This is a genomic window from Mesorhizobium sp. M1088 (assembly GCF_040318575.1).
GTDB lineage: Bacteria > Pseudomonadota > Alphaproteobacteria > Rhizobiales > Rhizobiaceae > Mesorhizobium.
Genome location: NZ_JAMYMO010000045.1, coordinates 1 through 16,015, shown reverse-complemented (window position 1 = coordinate 16,015; position 16,015 = coordinate 1). Strand labels below are relative to the sequence as shown.

Sequence of the window (16,015 nt, the reverse complement as noted above, 5' to 3'; positions counted from 1 at the left end):
AGGTTCCAAAGGGCAAGGCAAGCCCTGCGCTGTTGCGAGACTCTTCATGCTCGCCTCGCGCTTCCAACCGAGCCCAGTCATTTTTGCGTTTATATCCTGTCAGTCGGCATCGATCGCCGTGGCCATGCGGGCGATGGCCTGTTGATAGACGCTCGCCGAATTCCAGCCAGCAATTGCGCCGATATTCGCCTGCGCGCTGGCGCCCGGTCGCCAACCATGACCCTTAAGAAAGTTGGCTGTAGAAGCCAACGCAGTGCTCTTGTCGCGCAGATTTTTGTTTCCGACACCATACGTCAAAACATTTCCGGGCAGGAACTGCGTGTGGCCAATCTCGCCATGCGCGGCACCGACCGACGAGGCGCTCAACGCTCCGCGATCAACCAGCTTCAGGGCCGCAATGGCATGCGGGTAGAAGAACTCCGGACGGCGACAGTCATAGGCCAGCGTTAAAATGGCGGAGACCGTATTCTGGTTGCCCATGGCGGAACCGAAGCCGGTCTCCATACCCCAGATGGCGAGCAACACGCCCGGCGACACGCCGTAATTCCGTTCGATCTTGTCGAACAGCGCAGCATTGGCCTTCTTCAGCGCACGGCCCCTCGCAATGATCGCGGACGCGCCACGGCGCTTCATGAAAGCTTCCACCGAGCCGCTGAAAGCCTTATGGATGGCGCGGTCGACGGAGATCGTCTTTGTCGCGTAGGTTGCGCGAGCCAGAGCGGCCAGACCCTTCGAGCCGACACCGTCGGCCTTCGCCTCCGCGGCGAACTCCGGTTTCCATGCCTCGAAGCCGGCGCCGCTCTTGCCACAGCTGGCCGCCGCCTGCGCGCCCGTCGCCAGCGCAAGCACCGCCACCACCGTGGCCACTACAAACATCTTCCCCTTGGCAAGAAATGCCATGCTGCTCTCCTAGTTGCCTGAATCACGTTCCCAATTGCGAACTTGCCTGCGAAACACCTGCTTGTCACTGCCCCGGCGCCACGCCGATGGACTCAATACAGCAGGAACCTCAAATCCACCACACTGGCGGACGCCCGGGAATTTGCCTACGATCAAGTAATTATTGTGGCGGGGACAGAATAAGCACGGAAGACGTTTGATGTCGTGATCATCGGCGGGGCGCTGAGCGGTTTGTGTGCTATGCGGCGGCGGCGGCCCGGCCGCTCGCAAGCGCGCGCCACGCTGATGCAGCCCGTGGCGGAAAAGATCTTCTTCGCCGGCGAGCATTTGGCCGGTCCGCTGATGCAGACCTGCGGCGGCGCCAGATTGTCGGGCGAGGCAGTGGCCAAGGAGGTCGTCGCCCAGCTTGCGGCAAAATAGCATCGGCCGGCAGGAACGTCGGCAGCTGACAGGCGTTTGGCGTTCTCCTGCTCGTATCGTCCTCCGCATTTCGAATGATTTGAGACGCCAATGAAGCTTTTCGACTGCCCGCAGTGCGGCCACCGTCTCTATTTCGAGAACGCGCAATGCCTGAACTGCGCCAGCCTCGTGCTCTACGATCCCGAGCATGCGCGCTTCGCGCTGTCCGGCGCCGACGTCTTCCATTGCACCAATGCCGACGAATGCGCCTGCAACTGGATGGCGGAGCCCGGCCATGCCTTCTGCCGCGCCTGCGCGCTGAACCAGCTGATCCCGGATCTGTCGGTCGACGGCAACCGCCGCCGCTGGATCCGTGTCGAGGCGGCAAAGAAGCGTGCCGTCTATTCGCTGCTCGCCTTCGACCTGCCGGTCGCACCCAAGCAGGACGTTGGCGACGAGATCGGTCTCGCTTTCGATTTTCTTGCCGATCCGATCGGCGGCGGTCCGGGCGGCGAGCGTATCCTGACCGGTCATGACAACGGCCGGATCACGCTCAACGTCGCCGAGGCGGATTCGGCAGAGCGCGAACGGCGGCGCGTCGAGATGGGCGAGAACTACCGCACGCTGCTCGGCCATTTCCGCCATGAGCTCGGCCATTATTACTGGGACCGCCTGATCCGCGACGATTTGCAAAAGCTTGCCGGTTTTCGCGCTTTGTTCGGCGACGAGCGCGCCGGCTACGAACAGGCGCTGAAGACCTATTATGCCGATGGCGCGCCGCCCGACTGGCAGCAGCGCCATATCTCGGCCTATGCGACGTCGCACCCATGGGAGGACTGGGCCGAGACATGGGCGCATCACATGCACATCACGGACACGCTGGAGATGGTGCATGCCCTGAATTTCCCGCTCGGCCGGCTGGAAACCGTTGAAGCCAACGAGCTGCCGCGCGCCGATACCGGCGGCAAGTTGCAGCCGGCACCATCGGAACCCGCCGCCAGCCCAGAGCCCTTCGAAAGGATTCTCGACCGCTGGCTGGTGCTGTCGGAGGCGTCCAACTCGATCAACCGCTGCATGGGCCTGCCCGATCTCTATCCCTTCGTCATCTCGGACGTGGCGGCGCAAAAACTTGCTTTTGTTCACGAGCTTTTGACCGACCTGCCGAAAACGACTGGAACAAATCGTGAGCCGGCCGAAGCCTTTTAGCCGGAACGCATGCGGCTTTGCTTCGTTTTCCGTGCCAAGGGACTGTGAAACGGAGAGAAGACCATGAAACGCATATTGTTTCCGGCGGTGGCCGGAGCGCTCATGGCGATGTCGGGCTCTGCCTTGGCCGACACCGCCGTCTCGGCCATCACTGATCTCAATGTACGCGCCGGCCCCGGCCCGCAATATCCGGTGATCGGCGTGCTTGCGGCCGGCCAGTCGGCGACGCTCGACGGCTGCATCGCCAACAGCAAATGGTGCACCATCGCCGAGGCTAACGGCCAGGGCTGGGTCTATTCCGACTATGTGACGGCCGATTTCGGCGGCAGCCGTGTGGTCCTGACACAGCGTCCGGCCAGCGCCGACATTGCCGTCGTGACGCCGCCCGCCGATAGCGTCGAGTATTCCGACAGCCATACCGGAGCAATCGTCGCCGGCGAGGCGATCGAGCCTATCCGGAGACCGCCGGCCGAGATCCGTACCTATGTACGTACGCATCGGCTCGATCCGGTCTATCTCGAGGGCGAGGTGGTGACGGGCGCGACGTTGCCTGACACCGTCGAGCTACGCGAGATTCCGGACTATGATTACCGTTACGTCTATGTGAACGGCCAGCCGGCACTGGTCGATCCGGGCAGCCGGCGTATCGTGTACGTCGTGCGCTGACGATACAAACAGGGCGGTCGCCCTGTAATGGCGGCCGCTCGCACTCCCGACATTGCCACAAGCCGGTATTGCCGCTGCAATACCGGTTTCCACATTGGGGCCGATGTTCTAGACCTTGCGAGCCGAAGCACCAGCCAGCGAGCCCGCGTGACGATCGACCCAACCGCCTTCCAACAGTACCGGCACACCGCCAACAACAAGACCACTTTGCCGCGGCTTCTGCTTGGAGCGGTGGTCGTCATCCTGTTCTGGCTCGGAACCACTGCCGCCGTGCTGTTCGGCGGCACCTATGCCTTTGCCGTTTGGCAGGCATCGTCTGGCACCGCCCCGCCAGGTGGGGGAGCGGTGCAGGATTTCATGGCCTCTCCTGCAGGCATCCTTGCGGCGCTGGCTTCATTTGCCGGAATCTGGCTCGGCCTTTGGGCTGCCATGCGCTGGATCCATCGCGAGAAGCTGACAGCCCTGATTGGCGTCAGCCGGCGCATTTCTTGGTCGGGGTTCCTGAAAGGACTGACCGCGGTGCTGATCACCTCGCTGCTTTCCGAGATCCTGCTTTATGGTTTGCAGCCCGACATCGCGCGCGGCGCGATCGGCCTGTCCGCGTGGCTTTTGTTCCTGATCCCGATCGCCGCCCTGACCTTTCTGCAAACGTCGTCGGAGGAGATGCTGTTTCGCGGTTATCTGCTCAGGGGCCTGGCGAGCCGGTTCCAGAACCCTTTCATCTGGGCGCTGCTGCCGGGATTGCTGTTCACCTCCCTGCACTGGAGCCCAGGTTCAAGCGCTGCCATCAATGCCTGCGTGCTGGCCTCGATCGCTGCCTTTGCGCTGCTGCTGACGCTTCTGGTCTATGCAACCGGCAATCTCGGTGCCGGCTTTGGCGCCCATCTCGGCAACAATCTGACCGGCTTCCTGCTGATTTCGCACCAGCAAAGCTATAATTCCTTCGCCCTGTTCAACGCCAAGCCGCTCGAAGCCGCGGGCTGGACGACTTCAGACGCCGTCCTCATCGCTTCGATCGGCATCGTCAGCAGCCTGTTGACCGTTCTGCTGCTTTTACATCCGCGCTCACCGCTGAAGGTCGAGCCGGATATGGCGCGCGCCGGCAGCGTGCGCTGATGTGCATTGCCTGGTCGTCCTGAGCTATTTGACGCAAAGCTTGACCAAAGCTTGACTCTGCGGCCGATTTCCTGTCTACACGCCGCGAATTCCGCGACGAGTATTCCTCCGAGCAAACCGACCGGGACGCCGAAACCTCTTTGAGGTGAAGTGCTGTAAATCGATCCCGGAGGCCAACACCCGGCAGCGCTGTGCGCCCCCGGGTGCTTTTTGGCTTTGGGCTTTGCCCGGACCGGCTTTTGCTTGGACAGTTGGCGCGAACGCATTACCTCTCGGGCATCATCCGGGTGCCAGGGAAAAGGAAAAAGAATGTTTGAATCGCTACAGGAACGTCTTGGTTCGATCCTGAACGGCCTCACCGGCCGCGGCGCCTTGTCGGAGGCTGATGTCTCGGCGGCGCTGCGCGAGGTGCGCCGTGCGTTGCTCGAGGCCGACGTGGCGCTGGAAGTGGTGCGTTCCTTCACCGACAAGGTGCGCGAGAAGGCCGTCGGCGCCGCCGTGGTCAAGTCGATCAAGCCCGGCCAGATGGTCGTCAAGATCGTCCATGACGAGCTGGTCGAGATGCTCGGCGCCGAGGGCGTCGCCATCGACCTCAATGCACCGGCTCCGGTCGTCATCATGATGGTCGGCTTGCAGGGTTCCGGCAAGACGACGACCTCGGCCAAGATCGCCAGGCGCCTCGCCGACCGTCAAAACAAGAAAGTCTTGATGGCCTCGCTCGACACGCGGCGTCCCGCCGCGCAAGAGCAGCTCCGCCAGCTCGGCGAGCAGGTCAAGGTCGCCACATTGCCGATCGTCGCCGGTCAGACGCCGGTCGATATCGCCCGCCGCGCCGTGCAGGCGGCCAAGCTCGGCGGCCATGACGTCGTCATCCTCGATACCGCCGGCCGCACCCATATCGACGAGCCGTTGATGGTCGAGATGGCCGACATCAAGAAGATGTCGTCGCCGCACGAGATCCTGCTGGTCGCCGATTCGCTGACCGGCCAGGACGCCGTCAATCTGGCGAAAAGCTTCGACGAGCGCGTCGGCATCACCGGCCTCGTGCTGACCCGCATGGACGGCGACGGCCGCGGTGGTGCGGCGCTCTCGATGCGCGCCGTCACCGGTAAGCCGATCAAGCTAATCGGCACCGGCGAAAAAATGGACGCGCTGGAGGAATTCCACCCCAAGCGCATCGCCGACCGCATCCTCGGCATGGGCGACATCGTCAGCCTCGTCGAAAAGGCGGCCGAGAACATCGACGCCGAACAGGCCGCGGCGATGGCCAGGAAGATGCAGTCGGGCAAGTTCGACCTGAACGACCTCGCCGGCCAGCTTCAGCAAATGTCGAAAATGGGTGGCATGGGTGGCATCATGGGCATGATGCCCGGCATGGGCAAGATGAAGGACCAGATGGCCGCCGCCGGGCTCGACGACAAGATGTTCGGTCGCCAGCTCGCCATCATCTCGTCGATGACCAAGGCCGAGCGTGCCAACCCCGATATTCTGAAGCACTCGCGCAAGAAGCGCATCGCCGCCGGCTCGGGTACCGACGCGGCCGAAATCAACAAACTGTTGAAGATGCATCGCGGCATGGCCGACATGATGAAGGCGATGGGCGGCAAGGGCAAAGGCGGCGGCCTGATGCGCGGCATGATGGGCGGCCTCGCTTCCAAGATGGGGCTCGGCGGCATGATGCCTGGCGGCCCAGGCGGTCCCGGAGGCGGCATGATGGGCGGCGGCATGCCGGATCTCTCCAAGATGGATCCCAAGCAGCTCGAAGCCTTGCAGAAGCAGGCGCAGGCGGCCGGGCTCGGCGGCATGAAGGGCCTGCCCGGTGGTCTTCCCGGTGGCGGCGGCCTGCCTGGGCTGCCCGGCGGCATGAAACTTCCCGGCCTGCCGGGCGGTGGCGGGCTGCCAATGCTTGGCAAGAATGGCCTCGGCAAGAAGAAGTGAGGGCGCCATGAACGAAGAGAAGGACATAGCGGACGCGCGTACGGCGCTGGCCAATTATCGCGCCTCTATCGACAATATCGACGCGGCGCTGATCCACATGCTGGCCGAGCGCTTCCGCTGCACCAAGGCAGTCGGCGTGCTGAAGGCGGAACATGGCCTGCCGCCTGCCGATCCGGCGCGCGAGCAGGAGCAGATCGCCCGTCTTCGCCAACTGGCGAAGGACGCCCATCTCGACCCGGATTTCGCGGAGAAATTCCTGAACTTCGTCGTCCGCGAAGTGATCCGCCATCACGAGCAGATCGCCGCATCCAACGGCATAGCGAAAACCGGCTGAGGACCAGCCACCAACCGATCAACCAAATCAGAGCTTTTAGGAGAAAAGAAATGCCACTGAAAATCCGATTGGCCCGTGCGGGCTCGAAGAAGCGTCCCTATTACCATGTCGTCGTCGCCGACGCGCGTTCGCCGCGCGACGGCCGTTTCATCGAGTCGCTCGGCTCGTGGAATCCGCTGCTGCCCAAGGACGGCGAACGCGTCAAGGTCGACGCCGAGCGCGTCAAGCATTGGCTGTCGCATGGCGCCCAGCCGACCGACCGCGTGCTGCGCTTCCTCGATGAAGCCGGCATCGCCAAGCGCGAAGCCCGCTCCAACCCGAAGAAGGCCGAGCCCGGCAAGAAGGCGCAGGAGCGCGCAGCCTTGCTGAAGAAGGCGCAGGAAGATGCCGCCGCGGCCGTTGCCGCCGCCGCAGCCGCGCCGGCCGAGTCGGAAGCCGCCAGCGCCGAATAAATCATCTCCACAACCACGAAACGGCGGGCCCTGCCCGCCGTTTTGCTATTGCATCCATATGATGCGGCCCGATCAATAGCCTTCCGGACAACTCGCAACGTAGACACGACCGTTACGATCGCGATAACGGCATTGGCCGCTTTCGCTGGCACGGCCGATCAGCGCACCGGCCAAAGCGCCGGCCGCACCGCCGATCACCGCGCCCTTGGTCGGGTTGCCGGCCACAGCAGCGCCGACCGCCGCACCGCCCAGGCCACCAACTGCCGCGCCTTGCTCAGTACGGGAGCAGGCACCGAGCGGCACCAGCAGGGCCATCAAGATCATCACCTTTTTCATTGTCGTTCCTCTCCAACAGGGTGCCGTCCTCGCCGCTGCACCCCCTAACTCGCAACCAGGCGATTTGATCCAAAGAAGAAGATCGGCTGCCACCCGGCGGCGCTCAATTTGATCCAAAGAGTAGAAAGGCGGCGGCAGACCGCGCCCGCTCTGGCGGCCTGGCCACCATCGAGCGGCTTTCGATGTCGCGCTATTGGCTGAACGGGAATAACGCGCGCACCCTTGGATCGCGCAGATACAGGCCACCCCAGAGGATGGCGCCGAGATAAACGCCGAACAGTATGTGCGAGAACAAAGGGCTGCCGATACGCACATGCGTGGCGACGGCACCGCCGAGATAGGCGGTGAGCAGGATGGCGCCGAGCACCGAGGTGCGCGGCAGCGCGTAAAGCGCTGTCGAGACCAGTCCAATGATGCCGAGCATGCGCGAGACATTGGCATCGGCCGGCCAGCCGAGCTGCACCATGGTCTGGGTGACGATTTCGAGCGGCGGTAGCTTGATGACGCCGTCGAAGATCATGAACAGCACGATGACGGCGCTGAGCACGCGGCCGGCCCACAGGGCACGCGGTGAGACGGGTGCTGCCTGAGACATGGTCATTGATGTTCCCTCCGGTCGTTGTGAGCACTGGCTCCTTCGCCAGCTCGAACCAAGGACGCGGCCCATGACGGCGATCCGACACGCCTCCAGCTCTTTTTCAGCTCCGGGGGACGGCGGCCTTGGATGTGCAAGTTCAGTCAGCAACGAACCTGGCCCACCTTGCGGGGTGAGGTGGAGGGCGTTATTGAAAATCCGTAGAGGTGTCTTCCGAGCGCTCGACGGCAACCACCGCCTGATCGCACAACGAAAGCAACCGATGGCCGGAGAGACCGACCTGAAACAGTTGCTGGCGGCAATGACGCCGGAATTGCTTGCCGGCGTTCATGTCTTCACCACGTTGCCACCCGATGCGCCCGTTCCCGACAGGCTCCACCCGGTGATGCCATTTCGCGAGCGCGAGGGCATGACGCTGATCGTGCTTGAAGACCATGCCAAGGCCGCTGGACTGAAAAACGTGTTCCGCTGCCGGATGCTGACGCTGAACATCCATTCGTCGCTGGAAGCGGTCGGCTTCCTCGCCGCCATCACCGCGCGGCTGGCCACCGCCGGCATCGGCGTCAATCCGGTCTCGGCCTTCTACCACGATCATCTGTTCGTGCCCGCCGACCGGGCGGCGGAGGCGCTGGAGTTGCTGTTGGACCTAGCGGAGGAGAACCGGCTGTGACGCCGGCGCCTTGCTGCCTATTTGAGACGCCTGCGCTGCCCCTCATACGCCTGCCGGAACCTTCCCCCCGTGAACGGCGAGAAGGGCGCAAAACGGCCGAAGGCCGAGCCTGCGACCGCAGGCCGCCGGTCGTCCGGCGCCCCCGCGGAGGCCAGCCGCGCTAGCGGCGATACGGCCGTGAGCGAACTATGCCGCCTTCTTCTTCGGCTGGATCAGCCCGCGCTCGACCAGCAGCTCGGCGATCTGCACCGCATTGAGTGCCGCGCCCTTGCGCAGATTGTCGGAGACGATCCACATCGACAGGCCGTTGTCGATGGTCGAGTCCTCGCGGATGCGCGAGATGAAGGTGGCGTCCTCGCCGGCCGATTCCAGCGGCGTGATGTAGCCGCCGTCCTCGCGCTTGTCGATGACCTGGCAGCCCGGCGCCTCGCGCAGGATCTCGCGCGCCTCATCGGCGGTGATCGGCTTCTCGAACTCGATGTTGACCGCTTCCGAATGGCCGATGAACACCGGCACGCGCACGCAGGTCGCCGTCAGCTTGATCTTCGGGTCGAGCATCTTCTTGGTCTCGGCCACCATCTTCCACTCTTCCTTGGTGAAGCCGTCGTCGAGGAAGACGTCGATATGCGGGATGACGTTGAAGGCGATACGCTTGGTGAACTTCTTGACGTCGACCTGGTCTGCGACAAACACCGCGCGCGTCTGCGTGAACAATTCGTCCATGCCTTCCTTGCCGGCGCCGGAGACCGACTGGTAGGTGGCGACGACGACGCGCTTGATGGTGGCCGCGTCATGCAGCGGCTTCAGCGCCACGACCAGCTGCGCCGTCGAGCAGTTCGGGTTGGCAATGATGTTCTTGCGCGTGAACAGCGAGATCGCATCCGGGTTCACTTCCGGAACGATCAGCGGCACGTCCTGGTCGTAGCGGAAGGCCGACGAATTGTCGATGACGACGCAGCCCTGCTTGCCGATCTTCGGCGACCATTCCTTGGAGACGTTGCCGCCGGCCGACATGATGCAGATGTCGGTGTCGGAAAAATCATATTGGTCGAGCGCCCTGACCTTCAGCGTGCGGTCGCCGAACGACACTTCCGTGCCCTGGCTGCGCCGCGAGGCCAGCGCCACCACCTCGCTCACCGGAAAGCCGCGTTCCTCCAATATGTTGAGCATTTCCCGGCCCACATTGCCCGTGGCGCCGACGATCGCAACCTTGAAACTCATCGAAATCTCCTGTCCCTCTCCGCTCGGTTTCTGGAGAAAACCCGCCGGCCGATGCGGGTTTCAACCCCCGGGCCGGACCCGGGAGAGGGTGGTTAGGCCAAGGGAATCAGACCGTTTTGGTGGTCGTTTTGCCGGTTTTTTTGAGCAAGAACGTGATTTTGCTGGAACGAGGAGACGCAGCGACGCGCCCGGCCCAATGGTTCGCATTGGGGCCGGGGATGTCGAAGGCAGAAAGCGCCATCAAAAGGCCGCGCATCGAAAACTATCCCGTTCGGTGCCGGCTTTTACGCGGTTTACGTCTAGAGTCAATCGCAAGCAGGCCGACCCGCCCGCCCTGTACAATGACGGCGGCACCAAGTACGAACGAGCATCGTCTGGCTCGTGGCGCCCGTCTGTGGGCGCTTGCCGACATTTGACCCGTCGCCGGGTATTCAGAATCCGAATTTCGAAAGAGCAAGATGTCCAACTTCGAAGCTATTGTTCCCGCGCTGGCAAAGGCGCTGGAAAAACGCGGCTATGTCGAGCTGACGCCGGTGCAGAACGCCGTTCTCGAGCTTGGCCAGGCCGATGCGCTGGTTTCGGCCCAGACCGGCTCCGGCAAGACCGTCGCCTTCGGTCTGGCTTTGGCGCCGACCCTTCTCGATGGCGCGGAGCGCTTTTCCCACGCGGCGGCACCCCTGGCGCTGGCCGTGGCGCCGACGCGGGAGTTGGCCCTGCAGGTAACGCGCGAGCTGGAATGGCTCTACGAACTGACCGGCGCCACGGTGGCGTCCTGCGTCGGCGGCATGGACATGCGCACCGAACGGCGCGCACTGGAGCGCGGCGCCCATATCGTCGTGGGCACGCCCGGCCGCCTGCGCGATCACATCACCCGCAATTCGCTCGACATGTCGGCGCTCAAGGCAGTGGTGCTCGACGAGGCCGACGAGATGCTCGATCTCGGCTTTCGCGAGGATCTGGAATTCATCCTCGATGCCGCGCCCGCCGACCGCCGCACGCTGATGTTTTCCGCGACCGTGCCGCGCTCCATCGCCACGCTGGCCAAGGGCTACCAGCGCGATGCTGTGCGCATCTCGGCCTCCGGCGAGGAAAAGCAGCATCTCGACATCGAATACCGGGCGCTGAGCGTCGCCCAGGCGGACCGCGAAAACGCCATCATCAACGTGCTGCGCTATTACGAGGCCAAGAACGCGCTGGTGTTCTGCAACACGCGCGCCGCCGTCAACCATCTGACGGCACGCTTCAACAACCGCAACTTTTCCGTCGTGGCGCTGTCCGGCGAGCTTAGCCAGAACGAGCGCAGCCACGCGCTGCAGGCGATGCGCGACGGCCGCGCCAAGGTCTGCATCGCCACCGACGTCGCGGCACGCGGCATCGACCTGCCCAATCTCGAGCTGGTGATCCATGCCGACCTGCCGACCAACCCGGAAACGCTCCTGCACCGAAGCGGACGCACGGGTCGTGCGGGACGCAAGGGCGTCAGCGCGCTGATCGTGCCCAATAGTGCCCGCAGGCGCACCGAGCGGCTGCTGCAAAGTGCCGGCCTTGCGGCAACCTGGGCGAGCCCGCCGTCGGCCGACGACGTGATACGGCGCGACGATGAGCGCATTCTCGCTGATCCGGTCTTCAGCGAGCCTATGAAGGATGAGGAGCGCGGCTTCGTTGAGGCGCTTCTCGATCAGCACGGGCCCGAACGGGTTGCCGCCGCCTTCGTGCGGATGTGCCGCTCCAGCCACTCGGCACCGGAAGATCTTCTCGACGTGGCACCGTTCACGCCGTCGGGCGAAAAATTTGCGCGCCGGGATGAGGCACCGAGCCGCCGCGACGATTTCGGCGACAGCGTCTGGTTCTCGCTGTCGGTCGGACGCCGGCAGAATGCCGAGCCACGCTGGCTGATCCCGATGCTGTGCCGGACAGGCGGCATTTCTAAGCGCGAGATCGGCGCCATCAAGATGCAGCCGGAGGAAACCTTCGTGCAGATCGCGGCGGACTGGGCCGAGCGTTTCCTCGCTGCGATCGGCCCCGACCGCAAGCTGCAGGGCAACATTGCGGTCAAGCGGCTGGATGGCACGCCGGATTTGTCGCGGGCCGGCTACCAGGAACCACGACCCGACAAGAAGCCGCACCGCGGCAAGCGCACCTTCGATCAGAACACGCCCAAATTCGAGAAGCGCGCACCGGCCGACCAGCGCCCGGCATTCGAGGCGAAGCCCTGGGCCGGGAAACCGGCCAAGGCGAAGTTCGAAGGCGGACCTGCGAAACACAAGAAATCGAAGAAACGGCCGGGGTAAATAGCCAGCACTCTCCATTTCCGCACGCCCCTTGCGGTCTGCCGGAATTTTGCACAGTCTGGGGCGGGGAAATGGGGGTGGGCAGGGCATGCGCGGCGAAGTTCTTCATTACGACGAAGACCAGGGTTTCGGCTTCATCACCGGAGCCGACGGCAACCGCTACACTTTGGCGCGCGAAGATTTGCGCCGCGAAGCATCGGTTGCCGGAGGTACGACCGTCGAATTCCAGCCGGCTGGCGGACGGGCACGCGATGTTTTTTCGATCCGCGCCCAACCTGCCAGTGCGCCCGCCGACGCCTCCACTGCAACCGCCGCCCCAACTCAGGCCGGCAATGCGCCCGCGGCACGTCAGCCGCAACATTTCGGCCGTTCCGCTGAACAAAGTCCGGCCGAATCGGCTGGCCTGTGGAGCTACTTCTGGTGGGGTCTGACCGAGAATTACTTCAACTTCGCCGGCCGTGCCCGCCGCAAGGAGTATTGGGGCTATTGTCTGTTCTGGACGATCGCGCTGATCGTGGTCATAGGACTCGGCGTCTTTATCGACGACGCCATGGGCAATCTCGACAACAGTGAATTGCCGGCAGTGACGGTCGGCCTTTCCGGTCTCTTCCTGCTGGCGACAGCCCTGCCGTGGTTCGGGCTCAACGTGCGTCGCCTGCACGATACCGGCCTGACCGGCTGGCTCTTCCTGCTTTTCCTGATCCCGACCTTCGGGACCGTGATCATCCTGATCTTTGCGCTGATCCCGACGCAGCCGCGCGAAAACCAGTGGGGTCCCGTGCCGGTAGGTGTCAGGGTTTAGTACCTCCACGATTGGGTCGCCGGCCGCCACGCCTGCGTCATCCTAGGGCGGAGCGACGCGAAGCGGAGCGCAGACCCTGGAATCCATGCCGCGACATAAGCCGAGGAACGCAGCGGTTCAGAATGGCGCTCATATCCACCACGAAGAAGCGCTCGGTTCTGGTCGGCCGAGCACTGCCGCCGGGTAACGGCATGGATCCTGGGGTCTGCGCCGCGTCGCTTCGCTCCTTGCTTCGCCCCAGGATGACGAAAGGGGAGATGTTTCGGCCAATCTCCAAATTTAGGGCTTCCGCGTCGAGGAACCACCCGCGATCGCCAGCAGCGCCTCGCCGGATAGCCTTAGAAAGACCTTCTGCTCGTGACGCTCGGCACCAAATTGGGCATAGAAGCGCAGCGCGCCTTCGTTCCAGTCCTTCGTGGTCAGGTCGATGCGGCCGATGCCTTCGCGCAGGCAATGGCCGGCGAGGAATGCCATCAGTGCTCGACCGACACCGCCATTGCGGGCATCATTGCGTACGAATAGGTCCTTGAGGAACAGCCGCTCGAGATCGATGCCGGGATGCGCGATCGCAACCGGGGCCAGCCCGCAAACTTCACCATCGACGAAGGCGAGCGCAAAATGCGGATAGGCCGGACCTTCGTCGCCAAGCCATTTCTGTGCCGCCGACAAAGCTTGGCTGGCGTCGAGTGGCGGCTGCCGGTAATGCACCGCCATTTCGCAAAGCATGGCGGCGAGTGCCGCCGCATCCCCGGTCGTCGCCCAGCGGACGTCGACCGACACGGGATCAGCCCAAAAATTTGGCGATGATCGCGTCGCCCATCTCGGTCGTGCCGACCTCGGTCATCCCCGGCGAATGAATATCCCTGGTACGCAAGCCCTGATCGAGCACGGCGGCGATCGCGCCTTCCAGCCGGTCGGCCTCTTCAACCATGCCAAAGGAATAGCGCATGCACATGGCGAAGGAGGCGATCATGGCGATCGGATTGGCGATGCCCTTGCCGGCGATGTCGGGCGCCGAGCCGTGCACCGGCTCGTAGAGCGCCTTGCGCTTCTTGGTCTTGACATCAGGTGCGCCGAGCGAGGCCGACGGCAGCATGCCGATCGAGCCGGTCAGCATGGCGGCGATGTCGGACAGCATGTCGCCGAACAGATTGTCGGTGACGATGACGTCGAACTGCTTCGGCCAGCGCACCAACTGCATGCCGCCGGCATCGGCCAACATGTGATCGAGCTTGACGTCGGCATACCTGGCCTTGTGCGTCTGGGTGACGACCTCGTTCCACAGCACGCCAGATTTCATCACATTGCGCTTTTCCATCGAGGTGACGTGGTTCTTGCGCGTGCGTGCCAACTCGAAGGCAACGCCCGAAATGCGCTCGATCTCGAATGTGTCGTAGACTTGGGTGTCGATGCCGCGCTTCTGGCCGTTGCCGAGATCGATGATCTGCTTCGGCTCGCCGAAATAGACGCCGCCGGTGAGCTCGCGCACGATGAGGATATCGAGACCTTCGACCACCTCCTGCTTGAGCGAGGAGGACGCCGCCAGTGCCGGATAGCAGATTGCCGGCCTGAGATTGGCAAACAGCTCCATGTCCTTGCGCAGCCGCAGCAGACCCGCCTCCGGGCGCACCTCGTAAGGCACGGCATCCCATTTCGGCCCGCCGACGGCGCCGAACAGCACCGCGTCAGCCGCCATTGCCTTGGCCATGTCGGCATCGGAAATTGCCGCGCCATGTGCGTCGTAAGCGCAACCGCCGACAAGGCCCTCGTCGGTGGCGAAATCGCTGCCGAGGCTGTCGTTCATGCCGGCGATCAATTTCTTCACCTCGGCCATCGCCTCGGGGCCGATACCGTCGCCGGCAAGCAGGAGAAGATTTTTCGAAGCCATGAGAACCGTCCTGATTGTGTCGTGAGCCGCGGCCTTGCTAAACGCCAAGCGGCCGGCGCGCAAGCCTGCGGTTCAGAGCATCGGACCCAAAAGTGGAAACCGGTTTTGGGAAACTCCGATGCTCAAGACAAAATGCCTAGAGATGCGAAAGGATATTGACCAGCCTGCCGAACGGGTCGCGTACGAAGAAGCGCCGCACGCCCCAGGGTTCGTCCGCCGGACCGTATTCGATGGCAAAGCCGGCCGTCCTCATGCTTTCAAGCGCGGCATCGACGTCGTCGACTTCGATAGAGATGTCCGGCACCGGCGTTCCTGATCCCCCTTCGGCCATGAAACTGACCTGCACGGACATCGTCTCTTGCGAGCCGTAGGTAGCGATCCAGCCCATATCCATCTTGAGATCGAGGCCGAGCACATCCTGATAGAAGGGTTTTGCCGCCGCGATATCCTGCGTGTCTATGTTTGCAACGATGCGCCTGACCTTCGCCATGGGCCGATCCTCGTGCTAACCGTGTCGTTTTCGCAACCGTGACAGGCATCAGGCTGTGCGCCGCAGCGCCGTCACCTCGATCTCGATCTTCATCTCCGGCTTGTTGAGCTGACACACGATCATCGTTGCCGCCGGCCTGATCTCGCCAAAGGCCTCGCCGAGGATCGGGAACACCACATCCACGAAAGCCGCATCGGTAATATAGTAATGTGCCCGCACCACATCGGCCATCTCGAAGCCGCCGTCCCCGAGCGCCTTGGCGATCGTCGCCAGGCAATTGCGCGTTTGTGCCTCTACGGTCTCCGGCATCGACATGGTCGCATAATCATAGCCGGTCGTTCCGGACACGAAACACCAGTCGCCCTGCACCACGGCGCGCGAATAGCCGGCGGTCTTCTCGAAGGGCGAACCGGTGGAGATCAGTTTTCGCATGGCTTCCTCGCAGTGGTTGCGGCCATCCTGAAGGTATAGGGTCCACCCGGCCATGGGCCAGAGGCAACCGATTGTTGTTACGACGTGGAAGCGCAGACCTTGGAGATTGGCCAGAACATCTCTCCAGTCGTCATCCTGGGGCGAAGCAAGGAGCGAAGCGACGCGGCGCAGACCCCAGGATCCATATGTGGACGGCGCCCTGCCTGCAACGGTTGTTTTGCGTCGTTTTCGATCGCTTGCGTCCATATGTCCGGCCTTTGAGCACGGTCCTTGCGGCCG

Annotated in this window: 19 protein-coding genes; 10 read left to right on the top strand and 9 right to left on the bottom strand. The window is 63.4% G+C overall.

The features are described from left to right. Nucleotides 1-99: 99 nt before the first annotated feature. The gene (locus tag NKH49_RS30115) at nucleotides 100-900 is read right to left on the bottom strand and encodes a lytic murein transglycosylase (protein ID WP_352615500.1); all 801 of its coding nucleotides are present in this window, start codon (nucleotides 898-900) and stop codon (nucleotides 100-102) included. 204 nt (nucleotides 901-1,104) lie between these two features. On the opposite strand from NKH49_RS30115, the gene NKH49_RS30110 reads away from it, so the two are divergent. The 7 genes from NKH49_RS30110 to rpsP all read left to right on the top strand — a co-directional run bounded on the left by NKH49_RS30110 (nucleotide 1,105) and on the right by rpsP (nucleotide 7,011). Continuing rightward, entirely contained in the window at nucleotides 1,105-1,320 is a 216-nt protein-coding gene (locus NKH49_RS30110; protein WP_352615502.1) for a hypothetical protein, read from the top strand. A 90-nt stretch (nucleotides 1,321-1,410) separates the two neighbouring features. Further along, nucleotides 1,411-2,505: a zinc-binding metallopeptidase family protein gene (locus NKH49_RS30105; protein ID WP_352615504.1), complete on the top strand. Its 1,095-nt coding sequence runs from the start codon at nucleotides 1,411-1,413 to the stop codon at nucleotides 2,503-2,505. A gap of 63 nt (nucleotides 2,506-2,568) precedes the next feature. Then, entirely contained in the window at nucleotides 2,569-3,171 is a 603-nt protein-coding gene (locus tag NKH49_RS30100) for a DUF1236 domain-containing protein (protein ID WP_352615506.1), read from the top strand. A 147-nt stretch (nucleotides 3,172-3,318) separates the two neighbouring features. Beyond that, the gene (locus NKH49_RS30095; RefSeq protein WP_352615507.1) at nucleotides 3,319-4,287 is read left to right on the top strand and encodes a CPBP family intramembrane glutamic endopeptidase; all 969 of its coding nucleotides are present in this window, start codon (nucleotides 3,319-3,321) and stop codon (nucleotides 4,285-4,287) included. 309 nt (nucleotides 4,288-4,596) lie between these two features. Beyond that, on the top strand, nucleotides 4,597-6,225 hold the full coding sequence (gene ffh, locus NKH49_RS30090; RefSeq protein WP_352541973.1) for a signal recognition particle protein: 1,629 nt from the start codon (nucleotides 4,597-4,599) through the stop codon (nucleotides 6,223-6,225). Between the two features lie 7 nt (nucleotides 6,226-6,232). Next, a complete protein-coding gene (locus NKH49_RS30085; protein WP_352615508.1) occupies nucleotides 6,233-6,559 on the top strand; it encodes a chorismate mutase in 327 nt (108 codons plus the stop codon). A 50-nt stretch (nucleotides 6,560-6,609) separates the two neighbouring features. After that, nucleotides 6,610-7,011 carry a 30S ribosomal protein S16 gene (gene rpsP / locus NKH49_RS30080; protein ID WP_352615509.1) on the top strand — a complete coding sequence of 134 codons (402 nt, stop codon included), beginning with the start codon at nucleotides 6,610-6,612 and terminating at the stop codon, nucleotides 7,009-7,011. Nucleotides 7,012-7,083: 72 nt separating this feature from the next. On the opposite strand, the gene NKH49_RS30075 is transcribed toward rpsP, so the two are convergent. Both NKH49_RS30075 and NKH49_RS30070 read right to left on the bottom strand, forming a co-directional pair. Next, entirely contained in the window at nucleotides 7,084-7,347 is a 264-nt protein-coding gene (locus NKH49_RS30075; RefSeq protein WP_023680734.1) for a YMGG-like glycine zipper-containing protein, read from the bottom strand. A gap of 190 nt (nucleotides 7,348-7,537) precedes the next feature. Then, nucleotides 7,538-7,948 (bottom strand): DoxX family protein, encoded by a 411-nt coding sequence (locus NKH49_RS30070; RefSeq protein ID WP_352615511.1) that lies wholly within the window; start codon nucleotides 7,946-7,948, stop codon nucleotides 7,538-7,540. 256 nt (nucleotides 7,949-8,204) lie between these two features. Between NKH49_RS30070 and NKH49_RS30065 the strand changes: the two genes are divergently transcribed. After that, on the top strand, nucleotides 8,205-8,612 hold the full coding sequence (locus NKH49_RS30065) for an ACT domain-containing protein (RefSeq protein ID WP_352615513.1): 408 nt from the start codon (nucleotides 8,205-8,207) through the stop codon (nucleotides 8,610-8,612). A gap of 186 nt (nucleotides 8,613-8,798) precedes the next feature. On the opposite strand, the gene NKH49_RS30060 is transcribed toward NKH49_RS30065, so the two are convergent. Both NKH49_RS30060 and NKH49_RS30055 read right to left on the bottom strand, forming a co-directional pair. Further along, a complete protein-coding gene (locus NKH49_RS30060; RefSeq protein WP_023680535.1) occupies nucleotides 8,799-9,833 on the bottom strand; it encodes an aspartate-semialdehyde dehydrogenase in 1,035 nt (344 codons plus the stop codon). 106 nt (nucleotides 9,834-9,939) lie between these two features. Next, the gene (locus NKH49_RS30055) at nucleotides 9,940-10,089 is read right to left on the bottom strand and encodes a hypothetical protein (RefSeq protein WP_352450216.1); all 150 of its coding nucleotides are present in this window, start codon (nucleotides 10,087-10,089) and stop codon (nucleotides 9,940-9,942) included. 202 nt (nucleotides 10,090-10,291) lie between these two features. On the opposite strand from NKH49_RS30055, the gene NKH49_RS30050 reads away from it, so the two are divergent. Both NKH49_RS30050 and NKH49_RS30045 read left to right on the top strand, forming a co-directional pair. Then, nucleotides 10,292-12,124 (top strand): DEAD/DEAH box helicase, encoded by a 1,833-nt coding sequence (locus NKH49_RS30050; protein ID WP_352615514.1) that lies wholly within the window; start codon nucleotides 10,292-10,294, stop codon nucleotides 12,122-12,124. An 88-nt stretch (nucleotides 12,125-12,212) separates the two neighbouring features. After that, on the top strand, nucleotides 12,213-12,926 hold the full coding sequence (locus NKH49_RS30045; protein WP_352615515.1) for a DUF805 domain-containing protein: 714 nt from the start codon (nucleotides 12,213-12,215) through the stop codon (nucleotides 12,924-12,926). Nucleotides 12,927-13,205: 279 nt separating this feature from the next. Here NKH49_RS30045 and NKH49_RS30040 read toward each other — a convergent pair whose 3' ends face one another. The 4 genes from NKH49_RS30040 to NKH49_RS30025 form a co-directional block, all read right to left on the bottom strand. Next, nucleotides 13,206-13,706 carry a GNAT family N-acetyltransferase gene (locus tag NKH49_RS30040; RefSeq protein WP_352615516.1) on the bottom strand — a complete coding sequence of 167 codons (501 nt, stop codon included), beginning with the start codon at nucleotides 13,704-13,706 and terminating at the stop codon, nucleotides 13,206-13,208. Nucleotides 13,707-13,710: 4 nt separating this feature from the next. Further along, on the bottom strand, nucleotides 13,711-14,814 hold the full coding sequence (leuB, locus tag NKH49_RS30035) for a 3-isopropylmalate dehydrogenase (RefSeq protein WP_352541965.1): 1,104 nt from the start codon (nucleotides 14,812-14,814) through the stop codon (nucleotides 13,711-13,713). Between the two features lie 136 nt (nucleotides 14,815-14,950). After that, on the bottom strand, nucleotides 14,951-15,304 hold the full coding sequence (locus tag NKH49_RS30030) for a VOC family protein (RefSeq protein WP_352470852.1): 354 nt from the start codon (nucleotides 15,302-15,304) through the stop codon (nucleotides 14,951-14,953). 48 nt (nucleotides 15,305-15,352) lie between these two features. Then, nucleotides 15,353-15,736, bottom strand: coding sequence for a RidA family protein (locus NKH49_RS30025; RefSeq protein ID WP_352470853.1), 384 nt, complete (start codon nucleotides 15,734-15,736; stop codon nucleotides 15,353-15,355). Between the last annotated feature and the right edge of the window lie 279 nt (nucleotides 15,737-16,015).